At 68.3% G+C, this 21279-nt stretch carries 18 protein-coding genes; 12 read left to right on the top strand and 6 right to left on the bottom strand.

All coding sequences use genetic code 11. From position 1 onward, the window contains the following. Positions 1–2: 2 nt before the first annotated feature. The 3 genes from ACLBYD_RS04540 (at position 3) to ACLBYD_RS04530 (ending at position 4819) form a co-directional block, all read left to right on the top strand. On the top strand, positions 3–1154 hold the full coding sequence (locus tag ACLBYD_RS04540) for a cystathionine gamma-synthase (protein ID WP_060651828.1): 1152 nt from the start codon (positions 3–5) through the stop codon (positions 1152–1154). Positions 1155–1397: 243 nt separating this feature from the next. Next, positions 1398–3308 (top strand): SEC-C domain-containing protein, encoded by a 1911-nt coding sequence (locus ACLBYD_RS04535; RefSeq protein ID WP_447815560.1) that lies wholly within the window; start codon positions 1398–1400, stop codon positions 3306–3308. 149 nt (positions 3309–3457) lie between these two features. Next, positions 3458–4819 carry a C40 family peptidase gene (locus ACLBYD_RS04530; RefSeq protein ID WP_447815559.1) on the top strand — a complete coding sequence of 454 codons (1362 nt, stop codon included), beginning with the start codon at positions 3458–3460 and terminating at the stop codon, positions 4817–4819. A gap of 62 nt (positions 4820–4881) precedes the next feature. Here the strand turns inward: ACLBYD_RS04530 and greA are convergent, their stop codons facing one another. Both greA and ACLBYD_RS04520 read right to left on the bottom strand, forming a co-directional pair. Next, complete coding sequence (gene greA / locus ACLBYD_RS04525) at positions 4882–5376, bottom strand: transcription elongation factor GreA (protein WP_006553878.1); 495 nt, start codon at positions 5374–5376, stop codon at positions 4882–4884. A 247-nt stretch (positions 5377–5623) separates the two neighbouring features. Next, positions 5624–6052 (bottom strand): DUF4307 domain-containing protein, encoded by a 429-nt coding sequence (locus ACLBYD_RS04520; RefSeq protein WP_016691271.1) that lies wholly within the window; start codon positions 6050–6052, stop codon positions 5624–5626. 180 nt (positions 6053–6232) lie between these two features. Here ACLBYD_RS04520 and mca point away from each other — a divergent pair, with 180 nt between their 5' ends. From mca to ACLBYD_RS04505, 3 genes are read left to right on the top strand one after another with little or no spacing between them, the layout of a single operon-like run. Next, the gene (gene mca, locus ACLBYD_RS04515; RefSeq protein ID WP_016691272.1) at positions 6233–7093 is read left to right on the top strand and encodes a mycothiol conjugate amidase Mca; all 861 of its coding nucleotides are present in this window, start codon (positions 6233–6235) and stop codon (positions 7091–7093) included. Next, a complete protein-coding gene (locus ACLBYD_RS04510) occupies positions 7090–7413 on the top strand; it encodes a hypothetical protein (protein ID WP_060651825.1) in 324 nt (107 codons plus the stop codon). The genes mca and ACLBYD_RS04510 overlap by 4 nt, the downstream gene beginning before the upstream one ends. Before the next feature lie 43 nt (positions 7414–7456). Next, complete coding sequence (locus tag ACLBYD_RS04505) at positions 7457–9451, top strand: thioredoxin domain-containing protein (RefSeq protein WP_447815558.1); 1995 nt, start codon at positions 7457–7459, stop codon at positions 9449–9451. Positions 9452–9455: 4 nt separating this feature from the next. Here the strand turns inward: ACLBYD_RS04505 and ACLBYD_RS04500 are convergent, their stop codons facing one another. Next, positions 9456–10118 carry a TetR/AcrR family transcriptional regulator gene (locus ACLBYD_RS04500; protein ID WP_447815557.1) on the bottom strand — a complete coding sequence of 221 codons (663 nt, stop codon included), beginning with the start codon at positions 10116–10118 and terminating at the stop codon, positions 9456–9458. 187 nt (positions 10119–10305) lie between these two features. Between ACLBYD_RS04500 and ACLBYD_RS04495 the strand changes: the two genes are divergently transcribed. Further along, the gene (locus tag ACLBYD_RS04495) at positions 10306–12411 is read left to right on the top strand and encodes an ABC transporter permease (protein WP_447815556.1); all 2106 of its coding nucleotides are present in this window, start codon (positions 10306–10308) and stop codon (positions 12409–12411) included. On the opposite strand, the gene ACLBYD_RS04490 is transcribed toward ACLBYD_RS04495, so the two are convergent. Beyond that, positions 12408–13325 carry a mechanosensitive ion channel family protein gene (locus ACLBYD_RS04490; RefSeq protein WP_258260599.1) on the bottom strand — a complete coding sequence of 306 codons (918 nt, stop codon included), beginning with the start codon at positions 13323–13325 and terminating at the stop codon, positions 12408–12410. The two genes, ACLBYD_RS04495 and ACLBYD_RS04490, sit on opposite strands and share 4 nt — an antisense overlap. Before the next feature lie 74 nt (positions 13326–13399). After that, a complete protein-coding gene (gene trhA, locus ACLBYD_RS04485; protein WP_447815555.1) occupies positions 13400–14068 on the bottom strand; it encodes a PAQR family membrane homeostasis protein TrhA in 669 nt (222 codons plus the stop codon). A 157-nt stretch (positions 14069–14225) separates the two neighbouring features. Here trhA and ACLBYD_RS04480 point away from each other — a divergent pair, with 157 nt between their 5' ends. Further along, positions 14226–14993 carry an isoprenyl transferase gene (locus ACLBYD_RS04480; RefSeq protein WP_006553884.1) on the top strand — a complete coding sequence of 256 codons (768 nt, stop codon included), beginning with the start codon at positions 14226–14228 and terminating at the stop codon, positions 14991–14993. 45 nt (positions 14994–15038) lie between these two features. Here the strand turns inward: ACLBYD_RS04480 and coaA are convergent, their stop codons facing one another. Further along, positions 15039–15971: a type I pantothenate kinase gene (gene coaA, locus ACLBYD_RS04475; protein WP_258260597.1), complete on the bottom strand. Its 933-nt coding sequence runs from the start codon at positions 15969–15971 to the stop codon at positions 15039–15041. A 151-nt stretch (positions 15972–16122) separates the two neighbouring features. Between coaA and ACLBYD_RS04470 the strand changes: the two genes are divergently transcribed. The 4 genes from ACLBYD_RS04470 to ACLBYD_RS04455 all read left to right on the top strand — a co-directional run bounded on the left by ACLBYD_RS04470 (position 16123) and on the right by ACLBYD_RS04455 (position 21235). Then, positions 16123–17313, top strand: a complete 1191-nt coding sequence (locus tag ACLBYD_RS04470; RefSeq protein ID WP_447815554.1) for a DUF885 domain-containing protein — start codon at positions 16123–16125, stop codon at positions 17311–17313. Between the two features lie 95 nt (positions 17314–17408). Beyond that, complete coding sequence (gene glyA / locus ACLBYD_RS04465) at positions 17409–18704, top strand: serine hydroxymethyltransferase (RefSeq protein ID WP_447815553.1); 1296 nt, start codon at positions 17409–17411, stop codon at positions 18702–18704. Between the two features lie 144 nt (positions 18705–18848). Next, on the top strand, positions 18849–19535 hold the full coding sequence (locus tag ACLBYD_RS04460) for an isochorismatase family protein (RefSeq protein ID WP_447815552.1): 687 nt from the start codon (positions 18849–18851) through the stop codon (positions 19533–19535). 335 nt (positions 19536–19870) lie between these two features. Then, a complete protein-coding gene (locus tag ACLBYD_RS04455; protein WP_172414824.1) occupies positions 19871–21235 on the top strand; it encodes a PhoH family protein in 1365 nt (454 codons plus the stop codon). Positions 21236–21279 lie beyond the last annotated feature (44 nt).

Genomic DNA, 21279 nt, shown 5'->3' with positions numbered 1-21279 from the left:
TCATGACAGACCAGAACCAGCACGGTTTCGCGACCCGCGCCATCCACGCCGGGTACGAGCCCGACCCCCAGACCGGTGCCGTCAACGTGCCGATCTACGCGTCGTCGACCTTCGCCCAGGACGGCGTCGGCGAGATGCGCAACGGCTTCGAGTACGCCCGCACCGGCAACCCCACCCGTCGTCCCCTCGAGGCGAACCTCGCCGCGCTCGAGAACGGCACCTACGGCCGGGCGTTCGGCTCGGGCATGGCTGCCACCGACTGCCTGCTCCGTTCGGTGCTGCGTCCGGGCGACCACCTCGTCATCCCCAACGACGCGTACGGCGGCACCTTCCGTCTCATAGACAAGGTGTTCACGCAGTGGGGGATCGAGTACACCCCGGCCGCGATCAACGACGCCGACGAGGTGCGCGCGGCCGTGCGCCCGAACACCAAGCTCGTGTGGGTCGAGACGCCCACGAACCCGCTGCTCAACATCGGCGACATCTCGGCGCTCGCCGACATCGCGCACGAGGGTGGTGCCAAGATCGTCGTCGACAACACCTTCGCGTCGCCGTACCTGCAGCAGCCGCTCACCTTCGGTGCCGACGTCGTGCTGCATTCGACCACCAAGTACATCGGTGGTCACTCCGACGTCGTCGGTGGCGCGCTGGTGACGAACGACGAGGAGCTCGACGCCGCCTTCGCGTTCCTGCAGAACGGTGCGGGCGCCGTGCCGGGCCCGTTCGACGCCTTCCTCACGCTGCGCGGCATCAAGACGCTCGCGGTGCGGATGGAGAAGCACTCCGACAACGCCGAGAAGCTCGTCGACTTCCTGTCGGGACACTCCGCCGTGACCAAGGTGCTGTACCCGGGTCTCGAATCGCATCCGGGCCACGAGTACGCGGCCAAGCAGATGCGTCGCTTCGGTGGCATGATTTCCGTGCGCCTCGCCGGCGGCCGCCAGGCCGCGCTGGACTTCTGCAAGCGCACCGAGATCTTCACCCTCGCCGAGTCGCTCGGTGGCGTGGAGTCGCTCATCGAGCATCCGGGTGCGATGACCCACGCCTCCACCGCCGGGTCGCTGCTCGAGGTCCCCGAGGATCTCGTCCGGCTGTCGGTGGGCATCGAGGATGCCGCCGACCTGCTCGCCGACGTCGAACAGGCGCTCGGCTGACACACCGGTCGTAGAAGACANAAGAAGGCGTCCCGAAGGGCGCCTTCTTCTCGTGTCGATCGGGAAAAACATCGACGCGTCGCCCTCCGTTTCGGAAGAGTCGGAGCCATGACCGTCGCCAACGCCGGCCGGCTGGGCCCGCGCCCGATCGAAGGCCGCCTGCGATGCGTGACGCGTGACGGCGACGTGCGGAAGGAACCGCATAGCCCCCGGAAGCACTGCCGGGCGCCGTACGATCACGTGGTGACGGACAGTGAACATCCCGAATCCGCCCTGTGGGACACCGTGCTCGACACGGTACGGCGCCACGGACCCATGACGATCGACGAGGTGGCCGATCATCTCGAGGAGCACGGATTCGGCTCGGCCGAGCAAGTGATGATCGATCTCGAACAGTCGGAACCGCATCCGCTGTTGATGTGGTTGTCCGACGACCGTGTCGCGGCGACGGATGCGCTGTTCGAGGGCAGGACGCTCACACACCGCCTCACCGCGGACGAACTCGACCGGCACGCGATCCCGGTCGACGACATCGAACCGCTCCTGCTGCTCGTCTCCGAGGACGACGAGTTCGATCTCGTGCAGCCCGGTGGATTCGAAGCTGCTGCCACGCAGAACGATCCGGATTCGGATGGGATCGTCCGCAAGGAGACGATCGTCTTTCCCGAAGGAGCCCTGTCGGGTCACGAGGCGGGAGACCTGCTCGCACTCACCGTGCGGGGCGGTCGCTCGTCGTTCGCTCCGGTCGACGACGAAGTCCGAAGTAGTGAGGCCGAATTCGTGCACGCGCTCGAACAGGCCATCGCCCGCGAGCAGGTGGCGAGCCTCGAGGGCGCCTTCCTCGACGTGCTCGCCGATGCGCCGGACGCGTTCTCCGCGCCGTCCCTGCCACTCGGGGAACTGCTCGCCGGAGCCGGTCTGGCCCGCAGCGGAGACCTGGTGGCACCGAACGGTTTCGACTTCGACGGATACTCCGACCGGGCGATGTTCGAGATCTATGCCGAACAGCTCGGGATCCCCGTCGACGCCGTGCCCGGCGTGGCCCTGTTCGCGTCGCTGGTCGAAGCCCTCGAACGCGGCGACGACGCCGAACTCGACGAGCGTTTCGCCGTGGGGAAATCCGGTCTGTACTCGGTGCTGTCCGATCCCGAGATCGCCGAGACCGTCTACGACGAACTGGTGGGGGAGAAACTCGCGCCCGAGGCGATCGAACAGGCCGCGTTGTGGCTGCTCGACCATGCGCCGCGACGCGCGGCGGGGGCAGCGCACTGGATCGCCGGTCGCGCGGCCGAATCGACCGGACGCCTCACGGAAGCCGAACGGCACTACGAGCGTTCGGCCGACCTCGACTCCGCCTTCGACCTCCCGTTGTTCGACCTCGCGCGCTTCGCCTCCGATCGCGGGGACGCGATCCGGGGGCTGTCTCTGCTCGCCCGGGTGCCGGGCGGCGACGAACATCCCCTCCACGAAGTGCTCGAACGGTACCGGCCGAAGGAGGTCCCGGGGCTCGGTCGCAACGACCGCTGCTGGTGCGGGTCGGGCCGCAAGTACAAGGCGTGCCATCTCGGGCGCGCCGAACACTCGCTCGAGGAGCGGTCCGACTGGTTGTACATGAAGGCGGCCATGCACGCCCTGGAACCCGGATGGGCGGAGCAGCGGGTCGCGCTGGCGGAGGCCCGCTCCGGTTACGGGGACGACGACGCGGTGGCCGAGGCCGTCGCCGATCCGCTCGTCGAGGACGTCCTGCTCTTCGATGCCGGCGCGTTCGCGGATTTCGTCGAGCGTCGCGGGGAGTTGCTTCCCGAGGACGAGGCGGAGCTCGCCCGCTCGTGGCTGGCGGTCGAGCGTTCGGTCTTCGAGGTCGAGGCGAGTGCGCCGGAGGAGTCGCTCACGCTGCGCGACGTGCGCAGCGATCGTGTGGTCGAGGTGTCCGCGCCCTGGCTCGCAGGTGAGGTGCCCGTCGGCACGTTGCTGTGCGCCCGCGTGATGCCGGTGGGTGGGGAGCGATGGGTGATGCCCGGCGGCTGCGAACCGGTGACGGAGGACCAGCGGGACACGCTCGTAGCGCTGCTCGCCGAGGACACGGTCGACCCGGTGGACATCATGGACGTCCTGACCCATCCCGACGCGGCGGACTTCTATCCGGAGCCATAACTCTGATCACTCGCGAAACACGGATCCCACTGGTCCCAATACTAGAACGTGTTCCTGAATATATGTGATAAGAACATCCGGAAGCCGTACTGGTGATGGACCTCACAGCTACGGTGGGAGCGGTTGATGGATGGATGTGGGGGTAGCGGATGTCGGTGGACCCGTCTGTGGTCATCGTGGCAGTGGCTACGGCAGCAAGTGCGCTCGTTCAGGGCGTGGACTTACCAGCAGAGATCAAGGACCAGATCAACGGGGCGATCGAGTCGTTCGAGGCAACTGCGGAGAACGCCGACACGGACGTGGCGAATTTCGTCGCCTCGTTGCCGGAGCCGATGCAGCAGGGAGCCCAACAGGCGGTCGCGGATGCGACGACAGCGGTCGCGGGGGCGATCGAGCCGCATCTGCCCGAGGAGGCGGCCGCGGCACTGCACCCCGCCGATCCGGAAGCGGCTCCGCCCGCGCTGGCGCCCGAACCACCGGCCGCCCGGCCCGGGCCCTTCGGGATACCGGTCCAACCGCCGGCGACCGGCACGGTCGGGAACCCGCAACCGGGTCCCACGATCCCCGGCACCGGGATCACACTGCCGTCGATCCCGGCGATCCTTCCCGGAACGCGACTCGCACCCATCGGTGCGATCGCCGTGTTCGCGCCGTGGCTGAAGAAGGCCGGGGAACTGTGCGACGGGATCTCCGCGCCGGTCCTCGCGGCCCTCTACTCCGCCGAGAACGGTTTCCGGTACGGCCCGACCGCGCCGGTCTCGCCGGTCGGCGCCCGCGGCCCGGGACAGTTCATGCCCGGCACCTGGGACCAGTACGGCAAGGACGCCGACGGTGACGGCAAGGCCGACGTCCTCGGTATCGCCGACCCGGTCCTGGCGTCGGGCAACCTCCTGTGCGACAACTACAAGCTCATCGACGACTGGAAGAAGCGCGGACTGGTCGAGGGCGACACCCTCGATCTGACCCTCGCGGCCTACAACGCCGGCGTCGGCGCGGTGAAGCGCTCGGGTGGCATGCCGTCCGGTCATCCCGACTACGAGAACCAGACGAAGCCCTACGTCGCGAAGATCCGCGCGACCGAGCACGTCTTCGCCCGCATGCTCTCGCCGTTCCTGGGTCTGGGCATCGGAGGCGGAGCCGGCGACGTCGGTAATCGCATCGTCGACCTTGCCTTCAAGTACCTCGGCCTGCCGTACGTCTGGGGTGGCGGCAACATCAACGGGCCGTCCGGCGGCGGTTTCGACTGCTCCGGCCTGACGTCGTACGCGGTCTTCGCCGCGACGGGCATCACGCTGCCGCGCACGTCCGAGACACAGTGGCACATCGGCACCGAGGTGCCGCTGTACGCGGCACGCCCCGGCGACCTGCTGTTCGGCAACTGGCAGGCCGGGGGACCGGGTCACGTCGCCATCTACATCGGTGGCGGGCAGATGGTGCACGCACCCACCACCGGCGACGTCGTGCGGGTGGGGCCGGTCTTCCCCGATATGAAGGCGCGGCGCATCTTCTGAGAAGCCGCGACTTCGAGAACCTGACGTGAATGCACGAGGGCNGCCCTCGGCTGCAGAGGGGATCAGCCGCGGTAGGGTTCCGCGCTCACCAGGGTCACCTTCATGGTGTTGCCGTTGGGCAGCGTGTACTCGCGGGTCTCGCCGACCTTCGCGTCGATCAGGGCGCCACCGAGGGGCGAGCTGGGGGAGTAGGTCTCGAGCTCGCTGTTGCGGGCGCCTTCCTCGCGGGTCGCGATCAAGAACGTCTCCGTGTCGGTCTCGTCGCCGGCGTAGTAGACGGTGACGACGGAACCGGGGAGGGCGACACCCGACTCGGTCGGAGCGACGCCGACCTTGGCGGTGCCCAGCAGCTCCTGGAGCTGACGGATACGGGCTTCCTGCTGGCCCTGTTCCTCGCGGGCCGCGTGGTAGCCACCGTTCTCCTTGAGGTCGCCTTCTTCGCGACGCTCGTTGATCTCGGCGGCGATGACAGGACGATTCGCGATGAGCTGGTCCAGCTCGGCCTTGAGCCGGTCGTACGACTCCTGCGTCAGCCAGGTCACCTGGGTCTCGGTCATCCTCGATCACTTCCTTCGGGTTGGAGCCCCCGGCTCCGTGGACAAGTCGTGCACATGCAACGACCGCGACAGCACGACCCCCGTCGTCCCCCCTTGTCGTCAGGCTGAACGGAAGTCGTACTGTCTGTTGATGCTCTTATGCAGCAATACACGGCCCCAAAGGGTGGAACCGTGTATCCGGCTATTTTAGCATCACTCCCGTCGCTGCTCCGGGAAAGCGCAGGAAGACGCTGGTCGCGGCAGGTTCCTAGGGTGCGCGGAGATACTCGGGGGCCTCGGTGGCACAGCCGTAGGTGTCGCCCATTCCGGGGCGTTGTGACGTCTTGACCGTGGAGGTCAGTACGACCGTCTGCGAATCGGACGCCGGGATGAGCACCTCGCGCCGTCCGGTCTCGCTGCCGTCCTTCGACCGGGCCCGGATGATGCAGACGGCGTCCTCGGACGGATCGTCGCGCGTGACCTTGAGCTGGATGTCGATGGTGCTGTCGTCGATGATCTCGAAGGCGACGACCTCCGACTCGATCGGAGCGGAGTTGTTCTGGAACAGAACGAACGCCACGACGAGCCCCGCGAGCAGACCGGCGATGGTGAAACCCCAGCGCTTGCCGCGTGTCGACACGCGGGGTCCGGGGTACCGGGAGGAGGGGTACCGGTCGGTGGGCACGGTGTTGCTCATCACTTTGCTTTCACAGCGGAACGATGGATCGGGCGTCGCCGCAGGGTCACGGCTGACGTCGGAATTATCAGGTGGAACTATAGAGGACGGATCCGTAGCGACCGCGACGCGGGCGCAGGGTCGGTTCCGGCGAAGCAGACGACGTGAGGTGGAGGAATACACGTGAGCGGACTACGGCTCATGGCCGTGCACGCCCATCCCGACGACGAGTCGAGCAAGGGCGCGGCCACGATGGCTCGGTACTCGGCCGAGGGGCACGAGGTCCTGGTGGTCACGCTCACGGGCGGAGAGCGCGGCGACATCCTGAATCCCGCCATGGACGTGCCCGGCATCCGTGAGCGCATGAGCGAGGTGCGCCAGGAGGAGATGGCCGAGGCGGCCCGCATCCTCGGGGTACGGCAGCAATGGCTCGGCTTCGTCGACTCCGGACTGCCCGAGGGCGACCCCAAGCCCCCGCTGCCGGAGGGCTGCTTCGCGGCGATCCCGCTCGACGAACCGGTCCGCCGGCTCGTGCAGTCGGTGCGCGAGTTCCGCCCCCATGTCATGACCACCTACGACGAGAACGGTGGCTACCCGCACCCCGACCACATCCGGTGCCACGAGGTGTCGGTCGCGGCCTACGAAGCGGCCGCGGATCCGGATTTCCATCCCGAGCTGGGCGAGCCCTGGGCGGTGAGCAAGCTCTACTACTCGCACGGTTTCATCCGTAAGCGGCTCGAGCTGTTCCGCGAGGAGTACGAGCGTCGCGGGGAGCCGTTCCCGATGGAGCAGTGGCTCAACAAGTGGCGCACCGAGCAGGGCGACATCATGGGGCGCGTGACCACCCAGATCACCTGTGGCGACTACTTTCCGAAGCGCGACGACGCGCTGCGGGCCCACGCCACCCAGATCGACCCCAACGGATCCTTCTTCGCGGTGCCGTTGGACATCCAGCAGAAGGTGTGGCCGACCGAGGAGTTCGAGTTGGCCAAGACCCGCGTGAGCACGGAACTTCCCGAGACGGATCTGTTCGCGGGCATCGAGGACGGGCAGGGCAAATGACGATAGGCACGCTCGCGGTCGATGTTCTGGCCGTCGAGATTCTGGCCCAGGAGCCGACCGGCCCCGAGTTCGGCAAGGCGTCTCCGCTCGGACTGGCCATCGTGGTGGTCCTGCTGGTCGCGACCGCTCTGCTGATCTGGAACATGAACAAGCGGCTGAAGAAGCTGCCCGAGAACTTCCAGCCGGAGCATCCCGAACCCGACCAGGCCGTGGACGACGGCACGCTGCCGGGTGCGATCCCCGGCGGAGCCGAGGAGGAGAAGGCCGGCGGCACGAAGGCCACCGGTCCGGAACGTCCGGAACCCACCAAGGGAAGCTGACGACCGGCCGTCACCGACGGTGCTCCTTCCGTAGCGTGGGGGCATGGCGAACCGACTGGCCGACGCCCTGAGCCCTTATCTGAGGCAGCACGCCGACAATCCGGTCCACTGGCAGGAATGGGGCGACGACGCGCTCGCGGAGGCGCGCGAGCGCGACGTGCCGATCCTGCTGTCGATCGGGTACGCGGCCTGCCACTGGTGTCACGTCATGGCACACGAGTCGTTCGAGGACGAGGCCACGGCCGCCGTTATGAACGAGAACTTCGTGTGCATCAAGGTCGACCGCGAGGAACGGCCGGACCTCGACGCGGTCTACATGAACGCGACCGTCGCCATGGCCGGTCAGGGCGGATGGCCGATGACCTGCTTCCTCACCCCCGACGGCTCGCCCTTCTACTGCGGCACGTATTACCCGAACACGCCGCGCGGCGGCATGCCGTCCTTCGTCCAACTTCTCGAGGCCATCACCGAGACCTGGCACAACCGGCGCGACGAGGTCTCGCAGGCCGCCGACGCCGTGGCCACCGAACTCCGTCGCAGCAGCGGGGGACTGCCCGTCGGGGAGGCCGCTGTCGAGGCGGCCCTGCTCGACGCGGCGGCCGCTGCGATCGCCACCGACGAGGACCGCGAACACGGCGGCTTCGGGGGCGCACCCAAGTTCCCGCCGTCCAACCTGCTCGAGGGTCTGCTGCGCGGATACGAGCGCACGCGCTCCGCCGACACGCTCGGTCTCGTCGAGCGCACGACCGACGCGATGGCGCGAGGTGGGATCTACGACCAGCTCGGTGGCGGTTTCGCCCGCTACAGCGTCGACGCCGCCTGGACGGTGCCGCACTTCGAGAAGATGCTCTACGACAACGCGCTGCTCCTACGGCTGTACGCGCACCTCGCGCGGGTGACCGGCGCGGAACTGCCGACGCGGGTCACCCGGGAGACCGCCGAGTTCCTGCTGCGCGACCTGCTCACCACCGACGGCGGATTCGCCTCGGCGCTCGACGCCGACACCGACGGGGTCGAGGGCCTGACCTACGTGTGGACCCCCGATCAGCTCGTCGAGGTGCTCGGCGCGGACGACGGCCGGTGGGCCGCGGAGGCCTTCACCGTCACTCCCGGTGGCACCTTCGAACACGGCACCTCGGTGTTGCAGCTGCTCGACGAGCCCGACGATCCGGCCCGTCTCGCCGACGTGCGGGCACGCCTGTTCGCGGCCCGGCAGGATCGCGCGCAACCCGGACGCGACGACAAGGTCGTCACCGCGTGGAACGGCTTCGCGATCACCGCACTGGCAGAGGCCGGCGTCGCACTGGGCGAACCCGCCTGGATCGACGCGGCGGCGAGGTGCGCGCGGTTCCTGCTCGACCGGCACCTCGTCGATGGACGACTGCGCCGCGCGTCGCTCGGAGGTGTCGTCGGATCTCCGGCGGCCGTGCTCGAGGACTACGGAGCACTCGTCACCGCGCTGCTCGCCGTCCATCAGGGGACCGGGGATCGGAGCTGGGTCGAGCGCGCGCGAGAACTCGCCGACGTCGCGCTCACGCAGTTCGCGGATCCGGAACGTCCCGGGAGCTGGTTCGACACCGCGCACGACGCCGAATCGCTGGTCGCCCGGCCGCGCGATCCGGTCGACGGGGCGACGCCGTCGGGGGCGTCGCTGATCGCCGAGGCGTTGCTCGGTCTGTCCGCGCTGGTGCACGACGACCCCCGCTACGCCGATGCCGCCGCGCTGTCGCTGTCGGCGGCGTCGATCCTGCTCGAGAAAGCGCCGCGTGCCGGAGGGCACTGGCTGACCGTGGCCGAGGCGTCGGTGCGCGGTCCGCTGCAGGTCGCCGTCGCGGGTGGCGGTGAACTCCTCGACCTCGCGCGCCGGATCGCGCCCGGGGGAGCGATCGTGGTGGGCGGCGAACCCGACTCGTCGCCGCTGCTCGACGGACGGCCGCTCGTCGACGGAGCGTCCGCGGCCTATGTGTGCCGGGGCTTCGTGTGCGATCGGCCGGTGACGACGGCGACGGAACTGCGCGAGGTCCTCATCGCGGTCTGACCTGTCACGGCCACGCGGAGACGGTGCGCGAGCCGAGGAAATCGCCCGTGCTCGTCACCGGTGCTTCGAGCATTCCGGCGATCGCGTCGACGAGGAACAGGGCGAAACCCGTCCAGTCGGGTTCCACCCGTTCCCGTTCCAGGCGTGCTTCGTAGTCGGCGCACGCGTCCACGACGAGTTTCCCCAGCAGCCACGACCGGCCGGTGATCACCACGTCGGGGATGTCGGCGACGCACGCCCTGGCCCGTTCGATCAGAGCGTCGAGATAGGGATCTTCGACGACGTTCCGGGCCGCGATGTCGACCATCGAGGGGACCGTCCGCAGCTGTCGGAGGAACCGGGCGCGCCAACCGGGGACGGGCATCGATGCGAGCTGATCGGTGAACGGGACGACGAGGCAGCTCAGGTAGTCGCGCAGTCCCGGTTCGGGGCCGAGCAGCCCGACGAGTTCGGCTCGTCGTCGGCGGGTGTCCTCGGCGTAGCGGGTGACCATCGCGCGGACGAGTTCGTCCCTGCTCCCGAAGTGGTAGTTGACCGCCGAGTGGTTGGCGTTGCCCGCGTGCTCGGCGATGCGCCGGTTCGAGACCCCGTCGACGCCGTAGGTCGCGAACAGCTCCTCCGCGGAGTCGAGTAGTGCTCGCCGTGCCTGGTCGCCGTAGGTGCTCACGCTGGAACCCGCTGCTCTCTCGTTCTGCCGTACGGCTCATCGGTGGATGGGACGAACGTCACCAGTGTCTCAGGTTGTCCACTTTAAGACACGCGGCGTAGCTTTTTAAGTCAGTCAGCGTATTTCCGAGTTGCCGGTACCGGCCCGGAAGCGTTCAGTCCGTGACCGGATATCGAGGAGTTCGTCAGTGACCGACACCGCCACGACCGAGAAGAACGATCCACCGGGAGGCGACGGCCCGACCGAGGCCGAGCTCGCCCGCGCCCGCAAGGAACAGATCGGGCGCTACGTCGCGATCTTCGTCATGCCGCTGTTGATGGTCGGCATGATGATCACCGGCTATCTGTACGCGATGCACGCCCCGGCCCCGCACGACATGCCGATCGCCGTCGCCGGATCGTCGCAGCAGGCCTACGACTTCGCCCGCGCGCTCGAGGGCGTCGATTCGGAGGCGGTCGACGTCCGCGTCGTCGGGACCGACGAGCAGGCCCGCGACCTCGTGCTCTCGCGGGAGGTCGCGGGCGCGGTCTCGTTGTCCGACGCGGGCACCGCCACCGTGTACACCGCCGGCGCCGCCGGGGCCTCGCAGTCGAACATGGTCACCGGTCTGGTGGCCCCGCCGATCATCGGATCGGGTCTCGACCTCACCGCCGAGGACCTGGCTCCGCTGCCGGACCACGACATGGCCGGTCTGGGCGTGATGTTCATGGCGCAGGCATTGATGCTCGCGGGCTACATGCCGCTGAGCATCATGCTGTCCAACTCGCCCGAGCTGCTGCGCTTCCGTCGCATCGTGCCCCTGCTCGCAGGCTGGTCGGTGTTGATCGGGACCCTCGTGTGGGTCGTCGCAGGTCCGATTCTCGGCGCGGTCGAGGGCCCCACCGCGACGCTGCTGGGAATCAGTTGGCTGTCCATTTTCGCCGTGGGCTCGGTGCAGTTGTTCCTCACCCGGATCCTCGGACCGATGGCGGTCCTGGTGGGCATGCTCTTCGTGATGGTCCTCGGCGTCCCCGCGTCGAATCTGGGCATGTCGGTGTACGCACTGCCGTCGATCTACCCGTGGTTGCACGGCTTCCTGCCCACCGCGGCCGCCGGTGAATCGCTGCGGTCGGTCGTCTACTTCGGCGGCGACGGACTCGGCGGGCACCTCCTGGTGCTGGTCGTCGGTGCGGTGCTCGCCCTCCTCGCCACGCTCGGGGTCGATGCCTTGAAGCGTCGCCGCAACCCCGACGCCGGTGATCCCGAGATCACGATGCCGTCGCTCACGCCCGGACCGCGTCCGGAGAGCAACCGCGTCCGGTACCTGACCCTCGCGTTCTTCCCGTTCGCGATGGTCGTGCTGATGCTGTCGATCATGCTCGGCGCGATGTACCAGCCGACGCCGCGCGACATGCCCGTCACCGTGGTCGCCGCGACCACCGAACAGGCCGAGCAGACGGTCGCCGGGCTCGAGCAGAACATGTCGGGCCTGTTCGACCTGCGCACCTCGGATTCGATCGAGGCGGCGCGCGCCGACGTCAGGGATCGCGAGATCGTCGCGGCGTTCGTCCTGCCGTCCGCGACGTCCCCGACCGCGACCCTCATCACGAACGAGGCTGCCGGCATGAGCCAGCAGCAGGTCGTGCAGCGGGTCTTCGAGCAGGTCGCGGGCGGCATGCAGCTACCGCTCACCGTCGAGAACATGACGCCGCTGCCGGGCTCCGACACGATGGGCACGGTGACGCTCTACGTCGCGATGGGTTGGATCATGTCCGGCTTCATGGTGGTCGTCGTGGCCGGCGGCGCGCAGCCCGCCGCGATGGTCCTGCGCCGCTTCCTGCCGATCTCCGCGGGGTGGGCGCTGTTCATGCCGGCCGTCCTGTGGGTGATCGCCGACCCGATCACCGGAGCCGTCGACGGGCACTTCCTGCCGCTGTGGGGCGTGGGGATCGTCGCGACGTTCACGACCTCGATGTTCACGCTGGCTCTGCACCGTCTGTTCGGGCTGCTCGCCGTCATCCCCGCCGTCGGCATCCTGATGTTCCTCGGTGTGCCCGCCTCGAACGGGGCGATGTCGATGTACATGACGCCGGAGGCCTTCCGGTTCCTGCACGGTGTGCTGCCGATGCCGGCGGCCGTCGAATCGGTGCGCTCGATCCTCTACTTCGGGGGCGACACCGTCGGCCCGCACCTGGTCACGTTCGCGATCTGGGGCGCTGTCTCGTTGCTCTTCGTGATCGCCTTCGACCGGATCCGCGCCGGTCGGCGGACCGAGGCGGGTCCGGTGGTGGAGCGCTCGCCTGAGAGGGTCTAGCTGCTCACGGGTGCTGCGACCGCGAGGTTCGGCGACTCGATGCCGTTCTCATCGAACGCTTCGAGCACCGAGCGGGTGAGGCTGCGGCGGATCGCCCACTGCTTGCCGGCGCGCACGCGCACGGTCAGTCGCAGCGTCACCGCACCCGCCGTCACGGAGTTGACCCCGAGCAATTCGGGCTTCTCCAGGACGTCGGGTGCGATGTCCTCGCGTTCGACGCCGTCGAGCACGGCCCGCAGGGCAATCTGGCAGGCGCGGTCGACATTGGAGGTCGGCGCGATCGGCACGTCGATCACGGAGACGGCGTGCCCCTGGCTCATGTTGCCGACGCGCAGGATCTCGCCGTTGCGGCAGAACCACAGGGTGCCGTCGATGTCGCGGACGGTCGTCACGCGCAGGCCGACCGACTCGACGGTGCCCACCGCGTCGCCGAGGTCCACCACGTCGCCCACGCCGTACTGGTCCTCGAGCAGCATGAACATGCCCGAGATGAAGTCCCGCACGAGGTTCTGCGCACCGAAACCGAGAGCAACGCCGGCGATACCGGCCGAGGCGATGAACGGTGCGACGTTGAAGCCGAGGGTGTCGAGCGTCTGCAGCACCACCCAGACGAGCACGACGACCGACACACCGGACTTGAACACCGAGCCGATCGTCTGGGCACGCTGGATCCGGCGTTCGCGCGCGTAGGGATCACCGATGGCGCGTTCGGCGCGTTCCTGCAGCGGCGCGAGGAACGATCGGCGCGGCTTGCCGGATCTCTCCCGCGGCTTCGTCATGCGGTCGATCAGGCGGTGGAGGACGAACCGGAGCGCGATCGCGACGACGATGTAACTCACGATCGCCAGCGGCCGGTGGATCAGCCAGTCCCGGTTGGTCTCGGTCAGTTCGAAGGCGAGCAACGGAATAGACATCCCTCGCGAGTCTACAAACGGGTGCCGGTTGCTTCAGGTGGTGTGAGAAGTTGCACGAAGCAGCTCGTGAGGTTTCAACCGAGAATCACGAGCCACACCGCTACCGCGTGACACAGGGCCGCGATCACCGTGGCGGCGTGGAAGAACTCGTGGTGCCCGAAGGTCGCGGGCCACGGATCGGGCCAGCGGGTCGCGTAGAGGATCGCACCTCCGCTGTAGAACAGCCCGCCGACCAGCAGAAGCAGCATGGGGGCAAGACCGACCTCGGCGACCAGCTGTCCGGCGACGGGCACGATCGCCCATCCGAGCAATAGATACAGCGGCACACCGACCCAGCGCGGCGCCGTCGGCCACAGCATCTTCAGGGCCACGCCCGCCAGCGCGCCCGTCCACACGACGATCAACAACGGCCGCCCGGATTCCGGAGGCAGGGCGAGCGTCGCGAAGGGGGTGTAGCTGCCGGCGATGAACACGAAGATCATCGAGTGGTCGGCGCGCTTCATCCACACGCGGGCCCGGGGACCCCAGTTCAGGCGGTGGTAGAGGGCGCTGACGCCGAACACACCGCACACGGTGAGGCTGTAGACCGTCGCGGGGAGTACGGCGTCCGGACGGTCGGCGAGGAAGGCCGCTGCCGCGACGAGTGCGGCACCGGCGACGACGGCCACGCCGAACGCCCAGGCGTGGATCCATCCGCGCATTCGCGGTTTGACGGGCAGTTCCTCGAGGCCGAAGGCCGTCATGCATGCGCTCCTCTCGGTACCGATCAGTAACCTACGCACCCGTAGGTTTGTTCCGTCGCCACGTTACAGCCTGTGAGGGCGCTCCGGGAGACTCTGTGACCACCGACGCGACCGTCCGTACGCCTGGGCGTAATGTGACTCGCGTGGTGATGACGGGGTGAGCGTCCGCGGACTGCTGTACCGGCTCTACGAGCGCCGGCTGCTGAAGGAACTCGACGGAGCACGGCATCCGCGACACGTCGCGGTCATGTGCGACGGCAATCGGCGTTGGGCGCGCGAGAACGGCTTCACCGACGTCAGTCACGGCCACCGCGAAGGCGCCAAGAAGATCGCCGAGCTGCTGAGCTGGTGCGACGCGGCCGGTATCGAGACGGCGACGATCTACCTGCTGTCCACCGAGAACCTCCGGCGCGATCCGGAGGAGCTCGATGCGCTGCTCGAGATCATCTCCGACGTGGTGGAGGAGATCTCCGCGCCCGGCCAGAACTGGGGCGTGAAGATCGTCGGCACCACCGACCTGCTCCCGGCCGACCACGCCAAGCGACTGCACGAGGCCGCGGCCGGCACCGCGGGCCGGACGGGCACGCACGTCAACGTCGCCGTCGGGTACGGCGGTCGCCAGGAGATCGTCGACGCGGTGCAGTCGCTCCTGCGGGTGCGCTACGCGCAGGGGTTGCGCGGGGAAGAGCTCGTCGAGTCGGTGACGGTCGACGGTGTCGACAGCCACCTCTACACGTCCGGTCAGCCCGATCCGGACCTCGTGATCCGTACCTCCGGTGAGCAGCGACTATCCGGATTCCTGCTCTGGCAGTCCGCCTACTCGGAGATCTGGTTCACCGAGGCGTACTGGCCCGAGTTCCGCCGGGTCGACTTCCTGCGCGCGCTGCGCGACTACGCCGCACGGCACCGCCGGTTCGGCGCCTGACAGCACCGCCGGTTCGGCTGAGACAGGGCCGAGCGGCGGGCCGCGTCAGAGCTTGCGCAACCGGAGCCGGTTGATGGCGTGATCCGAGTCCTTGCGCAGGACCAGGGTCGCGCGCGGTCGCGTGGGCAGGATGTTCTCCACCAGGTTCGGCAGGTTGATCGAGTGCCAGATCTCCTTCGCGGCACTCATCGCGTCCCGGTCCGACAGGTTCGCGTAGTGGTGGAAGTGCGCCTCGGGATCGGCGAAGGACGTCTTGCGCAGCGCGAGAAAGCGCTCGACGTACCACTGCTCGATGTCCTCGATGCGCGCGTCGACGTAGATCGAGAAGTCGAACAGGTCGGAGACCATCAACCGCGGACCGGTCTGCAGCACGTTCAGGCCCTCGATGATGAGGATGTCCGGCTGCCGCACGATGTGGTACTGACCCGGGATGATGTCGTACGAGATGTGGGAGTAGATCGGCGCCGCAACCTCTTTCGCTCCCGACTTGACCTCGGTGACGAACCGCAGCAGCTTGCGCCGGTCGTAGCTCTCGGGAAAACCCTTGCGGTGCATGATGTTGCGCCGCACCAGTTCCTTGGTGGGGTAGAGGAACCCGTCGGTGGTCACGAGATCCACCCGCGGGTGGTGGTCCCAGCGTGCCAGCAACGCCTGCAGCACACGGGCCGTGGTGGACTTGCCGACCGCCACCGAACCGGCCACACCGATCACGAACGGCACCTGCTGGTCGGGATGCTTCTCCCCGAGGAAGGTCGCGGTCGCGGCGAACAACCGCTGCTTCGCGGCGACCTGCAGGTGGATCAACCGGGCGAGGGGGAGATACACCTCCGCGACCTCCGCGAGGTCGATCTGCTCGCCCAGGCCCCGAAGCCCGATGAGTTCGTCCTCGGTGAGGACGAGGGGAGTCGACTTCCGCAGCGTCCGCCACTGCTTGCGGTCGAACTCGACATACGGGCTCGGTTCGTTCAGACGAGCCATCGGCACGGCTTCCCGGTGGCGCGGCGGATGCGGCGTTGCATGTCCATGTAACGGATTGTGCTCGCTGACACAGGCGGATGCCTCCCCGGGGTCCCCACTCCGGCGGGTTCTCCCGTGTCGGGTCGCCGACGAGCGACTACGCTCGGCCGGTATGGGAGCCGACGACTTCGTGAACGAATATCTGCTGCTGGGCCTGGCTTTCGACCGGCTCGAGGAAGGGTTCGTCGACGCCTACACCGGCGATCCCGCGCTGCGGCGGAAGGTCGAGAACGCCCCGACTCCCGATCCCCGTGATCTATCACACACCGCGCGACGGCTGCGCGACGAACTGCCTGGTGTGGCACTGTCCGACGAGCGCGCCCGTTTCCTCGACGTGCATCTGCGCGCCCTCGACTGCTCGGCCCGCAAGTTCGCGGGGGAGGAGATCGGTTTCGTCGACGAGGTCGAGGCGTACTTCGACGTCCGCATCGCGCCCGGCGACGAGGACGCCTACCGCGACGCGCACCGTCGGCTCGACGCGTTGCTGCCCGGCACCGGATCGCTCACCGAACGGATGCAGGCCCACCGCAAGTCCGAGGTGATCCCCGCCGATCGTCTCGCCGAATGCGTCGAGGCGTTCTCGAGCGCGCTGCGCGAGAAGGTGCGGGCGGTCTACCCGCTGCCCGACACCGAACGCGTCGAGTACGAGGTCGTCGGCGACAAGCCGTGGTCGGGCTTCAACTACTACCTCGGCGACTACCGTTCGCGGGTCGCGATCAACTCCGATCTCGAACAGACGATGGCGCACCTGCCGCGGCTGATCGCGCACGAGGCGTATCCCGGTCACCACACCGAGCACTGCCGCAAGGAGGCCGGTCTCGTCGCCGGCGGCCAGGCCGAGCAGACGCTGTTCCTCGTCAACACCCCGCAGTGCCTCATGGCCGAAGGACTCGCCGATCTCGCGCTCGAAGCGATCGTCGGCCCGGGCTGGGGCACGTGGGCACAGGAGATCTACGCCGATCTCGGGCTCCGGCTCGACGGCGAACTCGCCGAACAACTGTCCGAGGCGTCCGAGCAGTTGCTGTCGGTGCGGCAGGACGCCGCGCTGCTGCTCCACGACCGCGGGCGCAGCCACGACGAGGTCGTCGAATTCCTGCAGCGCTGGTCGCTGTCGAGCCCCGAACGTGCCCGGCAGTCGCTGCGGTTCCTGTCGTCGCCGTTGTGGCGCGCCTACATCAGCACCTATGTGGAGGGCTACCGGCTCCTCGGCGGCTGGCTCGGGCAGGTTCCGTCCGGAGCCGAGCGCGCCGACCGTTTCCGGCGCCTGCTCGACGAACCCCTGGTGCCCAGCAGCCTGCGGTGAACCGCAGGTCGCTCGGGGACCGGCTTCCGGAGCGGTGGACGGCCTTCGTAGACTGGAGGACGTATCCCTGACGCCCTCTGCTTGGAGAAACCTCGATGACCGCTGCGCCCGGCGCCGACGTGAACACTGCCGCACTGAACGACCTCGATCCCGAGGTCGCCGAGGCCATGGCCGGCGAGCTGTCGCGTCAGCGCGACACGCTCGAGATGATCGCGTCGGAGAACTTCGTGCCGCGCGCCGTCCTCCAGGCCCAGGGCAGCGTCCTGACCAACAAGTACGCCGAGGGTTACCCCGGTCGTCGCTACTACGGCGGCTGCGAGAACGTCGACGTCGTCGAGGACCTCGCCCGTAACCGCGCCAAGGAGCTCTTCGGCGCCGATTTCGCGAACGTCCAGCCGCACTCGGGTGCGCAGGCGAACGCGGCGGTGCTCATGGCGCTGATGACTCCCGGCGAAAAGCTGCTCGGTCTCGACCTCGCGCACGGCGGCCACCTCACGCACGGCATGAAGCTCAACTTCTCCGGCAAGCTGTACGACGTCGCGTCCTACGGTGTCAGCAAGGACGACCACCGCATCGACATGGACGAGGTCCGCGATATCGCGCTGCGCGAGAAGCCGAAGGTCATCGTCGCCGGCTGGTCCGCCTACCCGCGTCACCAGGACTTCGCCGCCTTCCGGTCCATTGCCGACGAGGTCGGTGCGTACCTGTGGGTCGACATGGCGCACTTCGCCGGTCTGGTCGCCGCGGGCCTGCACCCGTCGCCCGTGCCCTACGCCGACGTCGTCTCCACCACCGTGCACAAGACCCTCGGTGGCCCGCGTTCCGGCCTGATCCTCGCCAAGCAGGAATGGGCGAAGAAGATCAACTCGGCCGTCTTCCCCGGCCAGCAGGGCGGCCCGCTCATGCACGCGATCGCCGCGAAGGCCGTCGCGCTGAAGATCGCCGCGAGCGACGAGTTCAAGGACCGCCAGCAGCGCACCCTCTCCGGTGCCCGGATCATCGCCGACCGCCTGTCGCAGTCCGACGTCGCCGACAAGGGCATCTCGGTGCTCACCGGTGGCACCGACGTGCATCTGGTCCTGGTCGACCTGCGCAACTCGCAGCTCGACGGCCAGCAGGGTGAGGACGCCCTCCACGAGGTCGGCATCACCGTCAACCGCAACGCCGTGCCGTTCGATCCGCGTCCCCCGATGGTCACCTCGGGCCTCCGCATCGGCACCCCGGCGCTCGCGACCCGCGGTTTCGGCGACGAGCAGTTCACCGAGGTCGCCGAGATCATCGCGCAGACGCTCATCGGTGGCGCCGACGCCGAGTCGCTGCGCACCCGCGTGAGCGCTCTGGCACAGTCCGTGCCGCTGTACGAGGGCCTCGAGGACTGGCGTCTGATCTGACGGTTTTCTACTGTCGCCGACNGGTGCGGGCCGGTCGCGTATTCGGGGGACGAGACATCCCACTGCGGGGTTGGTTAGGGTAGCCTACGCATGCCGACACTGTCGGTGACCGCACGCGTACCCCGAACAGCAGAAGGAAGTCGCATGGCCATCCCGAGCATCGATCCGTACGAGTTGCCCACCGGCGACGAGATTCCCGCTGCTCGGGTGGACTGGACGCTCGATGCGTCCCGCTGCGCACTGCTGATCCACGACATGCAGAAGTACTTCATCGACGCGTACCAGCGCGACGCCGAACCCCTCGCGACCGTGGTGCCCAACATCGTCCGCCTCCGCGAGGCGTGCCTGGCCGCCGGCATCCCCGTCGTCTACACCATGCAGCCCGGCGACCAGCATCCGTCGCGTCGCGGCATCCTCGCCGACTTCTGGGGCGTCGGACTGAGCACCGGCCGCGACACCGAGGTCATCGGCGAACTGACCCCCGGCCCGGACGACATCCAGGTCACCAAGTGGCGGTACTCGGCGTTCCAGCGCACCGACTTCCGTCAGCTGCTCGCGCACAACGGCCGCGACCAGCTCATCGTCACCGGCGTCTACGCGCATATGGGCTGCATGCTCAGTGCCGCCGACGCCTTCATGAGCGACGTCGCGCCGTTCATGGCCCTCGACGCCACCGCCGACTTCTCCCGCGACGAGCACCTCATGGCACTGCAGTACGTCGCCAAGCGGGTCGGCCGGGTCGAGACCACGGATGCGCTGATCGAGTCGATCACCGCGTCGGCGCGTCGCCGCGACCACGAGACCGAAGAACTCACGGCGTCGCTGCGCTGACCCGAATCCGGATTTCGGTGGATCCGACTCCGTCGAGCGGGGTCGGATCCACGACATTCGTGCATACCTCTGAGGCGCACAAACACTCCCGAGACGACGTTTACGCAAACTTCACCGACACGCATGCTCCACCAGCGAGCGAATCGTCCGGATCGGCGTTAGCGTCGGGGGTGTAGGCGGCGCAGGTGCCGACTACACGGGAGGTCCCTGATCGTGTGGCTGACACAGTCCGAGCGAGGGGGCCGGCACCGGGCCTCCGTGGTCGTGACGACACCGGGGACCCACCGGCCCACCGAATACGTCCGGGCGGTGTCGTCCGGGCCGAGGAGCCCCACGTGAACGCAACACGCTCCGTCCCCACCCGCTCCGGCCACGCCTCCGGCACCGCCGCTGCGAAAGAATCCGCTGTACGCACCTACGTGCTGGACACTTCAGTGTTGCTCTCCGACCCTTGGGCGGTCACCAGGTTCGCCGAGCACGAAGTCGTCCTTCCGCTGGTCGTGATCGGCGAACTCGAAGGGAAACGGCACCACCACGAACTCGGCTGGTTCGCCCGCGAATCGCTGCGCCTGCTCGACGACCTGCGGCAGCGGCACGGACGCCTCGACCAGCCCATCCCCATCGGGGACGAGGGTGGCACCCTCCACGTGGAGCTCAATCACACCGACCCCATGGTCCTGCCCGCGGGATTCCGCACCGACACCAACGACTCCCGCATCCTCGCGTGCGCCCTGAACCTGGCCACCGAGGGACGCGACGTGGTGCTCGTCAGCAAGGACATCCCCTTGCGCGTCAAGGCCGGTGCCGTCGGCCTCGACGCCGACGAGTACCACGCCCAGGACGTGGTGATCTCAGGATGGACGGGCATGACCGAACTCGAGGTCGACCGGGCCCTCATCGACGAGATGTTCACCGAGGGCATCGTCGACATCGACGACGCACGGGATCTGCCGTGCCACACGGGGATCAGGCTTCTCGGTGGCTCCTCCAGCGCACTCGGCCGGGTCACCGCCGACAAGCGGGTGCAGCTCGTCCGCGGCGACCGGGAGGCCTTCGGACTGCACGGGCGCTCCGCCGAACAGCGCGTCGCCCTCGACCTGCTGCTCGACGAATCCGTCGGCATCGTCTCCCTCGGCGGCAAGGCCGGAACCGGAAAGTCCGCCCTGGCACTGACGGCGGGACTCGAGGCCGTCCTGGAAAGACGAACCCACCGCAAGGTGGTGGTCTTCCGGCCGCTCTACGCGGTGGGTGGGCAGGAACTCGGCTACCTGCCGGGTACCGAGGCCGAGAAGATGAATCCGTGGGGCCAGGCGGTCTTCGACACCCTCGAAGGACTCGCCAGCCCCGCGGTGCTCGAGGAGGTGCTCAGCCGCGGAATGCTGGAAGTGCTGCCGCTCACGCACATTCGCGGCCGGTCGTTGCATGATTCGTTCGTCGTCGTCGACGAGGCACAGTCGCTCGAACGCAACGTGCTGCTCACCGTCCTGTCACGGCTCGGTGCGGGATCACGCGTCGTGCTCACCCACGACGTCGCCCAGCGCGACAACCTGCGTGTCGGCCGGCACGACGGTGTCGCGGCGGTCATCGAGAAACTCAAGGGGCATCCGTTGTTCGCGCACGTCACGCTCACCCGCAGTGAGCGGTCGCCGATCGCGGCCCTCGTGACGGAGATGCTCGAGGAGTTCGCTCCGGGCGCATGACGCCCGAGCACGGTCGACACGGCGCGTCCGGCACTGCCGGGCGC

This window comes from Rhodococcus sp. C26F, assembly GCF_053345925.1.
Note: the sequence above shows the minus strand (reverse complement) of the source record. Positions and strands in the feature narration are given on the sequence as shown.

What these genes read in the sequence shown, in the direction of transcription:
- mca (WP_016691272.1), top strand. Translation starts at nt 6,233, where the DNA reads ATGGCCGTGCACGCCCATCCCGACGACGAGTCGAGCAAGGGCGCGGCC.
- ACLBYD_RS04490 (WP_258260599.1), bottom strand. Translation starts at nt 13,325, where the DNA reads ATGTCTATTCCGTTGCTCGCCTTCGAACTGACCGAGACCAACCGGGAC.
- ACLBYD_RS04470 (WP_447815554.1), top strand. Translation starts at nt 16,123, where the DNA reads ATGGGAGCCGACGACTTCGTGAACGAATATCTGCTGCTGGGCCTGGCT.
- coaA (WP_258260597.1), bottom strand. Translation starts at nt 15,971, where the DNA reads ATGGCTCGTCTGAACGAACCGAGCCCGTATGTCGAGTTCGACCGCAAG.
- trhA (WP_447815555.1), bottom strand. Translation starts at nt 14,068, where the DNA reads ATGACGGCCTTCGGCCTCGAGGAACTGCCCGTCAAACCGCGAATGCGC.
- ACLBYD_RS04540 (WP_060651828.1), top strand. Translation starts at nt 3, where the DNA reads ATGACAGACCAGAACCAGCACGGTTTCGCGACCCGCGCCATCCACGCC.
- ACLBYD_RS04530 (WP_447815559.1), top strand. Translation starts at nt 3,458, where the DNA reads ATGTCGGTGGACCCGTCTGTGGTCATCGTGGCAGTGGCTACGGCAGCA.
- ACLBYD_RS04510 (WP_060651825.1), top strand. Translation starts at nt 7,090, where the DNA reads ATGACGATAGGCACGCTCGCGGTCGATGTTCTGGCCGTCGAGATTCTG.
- glyA (WP_447815553.1), top strand. Translation starts at nt 17,409, where the DNA reads ATGACCGCTGCGCCCGGCGCCGACGTGAACACTGCCGCACTGAACGAC.
- ACLBYD_RS04460 (WP_447815552.1), top strand. Translation starts at nt 18,849, where the DNA reads ATGGCCATCCCGAGCATCGATCCGTACGAGTTGCCCACCGGCGACGAG.
- ACLBYD_RS04505 (WP_447815558.1), top strand. Translation starts at nt 7,457, where the DNA reads ATGGCGAACCGACTGGCCGACGCCCTGAGCCCTTATCTGAGGCAGCAC.
- ACLBYD_RS04520 (WP_016691271.1), bottom strand. Translation starts at nt 6,052, where the DNA reads ATGAGCAACACCGTGCCCACCGACCGGTACCCCTCCTCCCGGTACCCC.
- greA (WP_006553878.1), bottom strand. Translation starts at nt 5,376, where the DNA reads ATGACCGAGACCCAGGTGACCTGGCTGACGCAGGAGTCGTACGACCGG.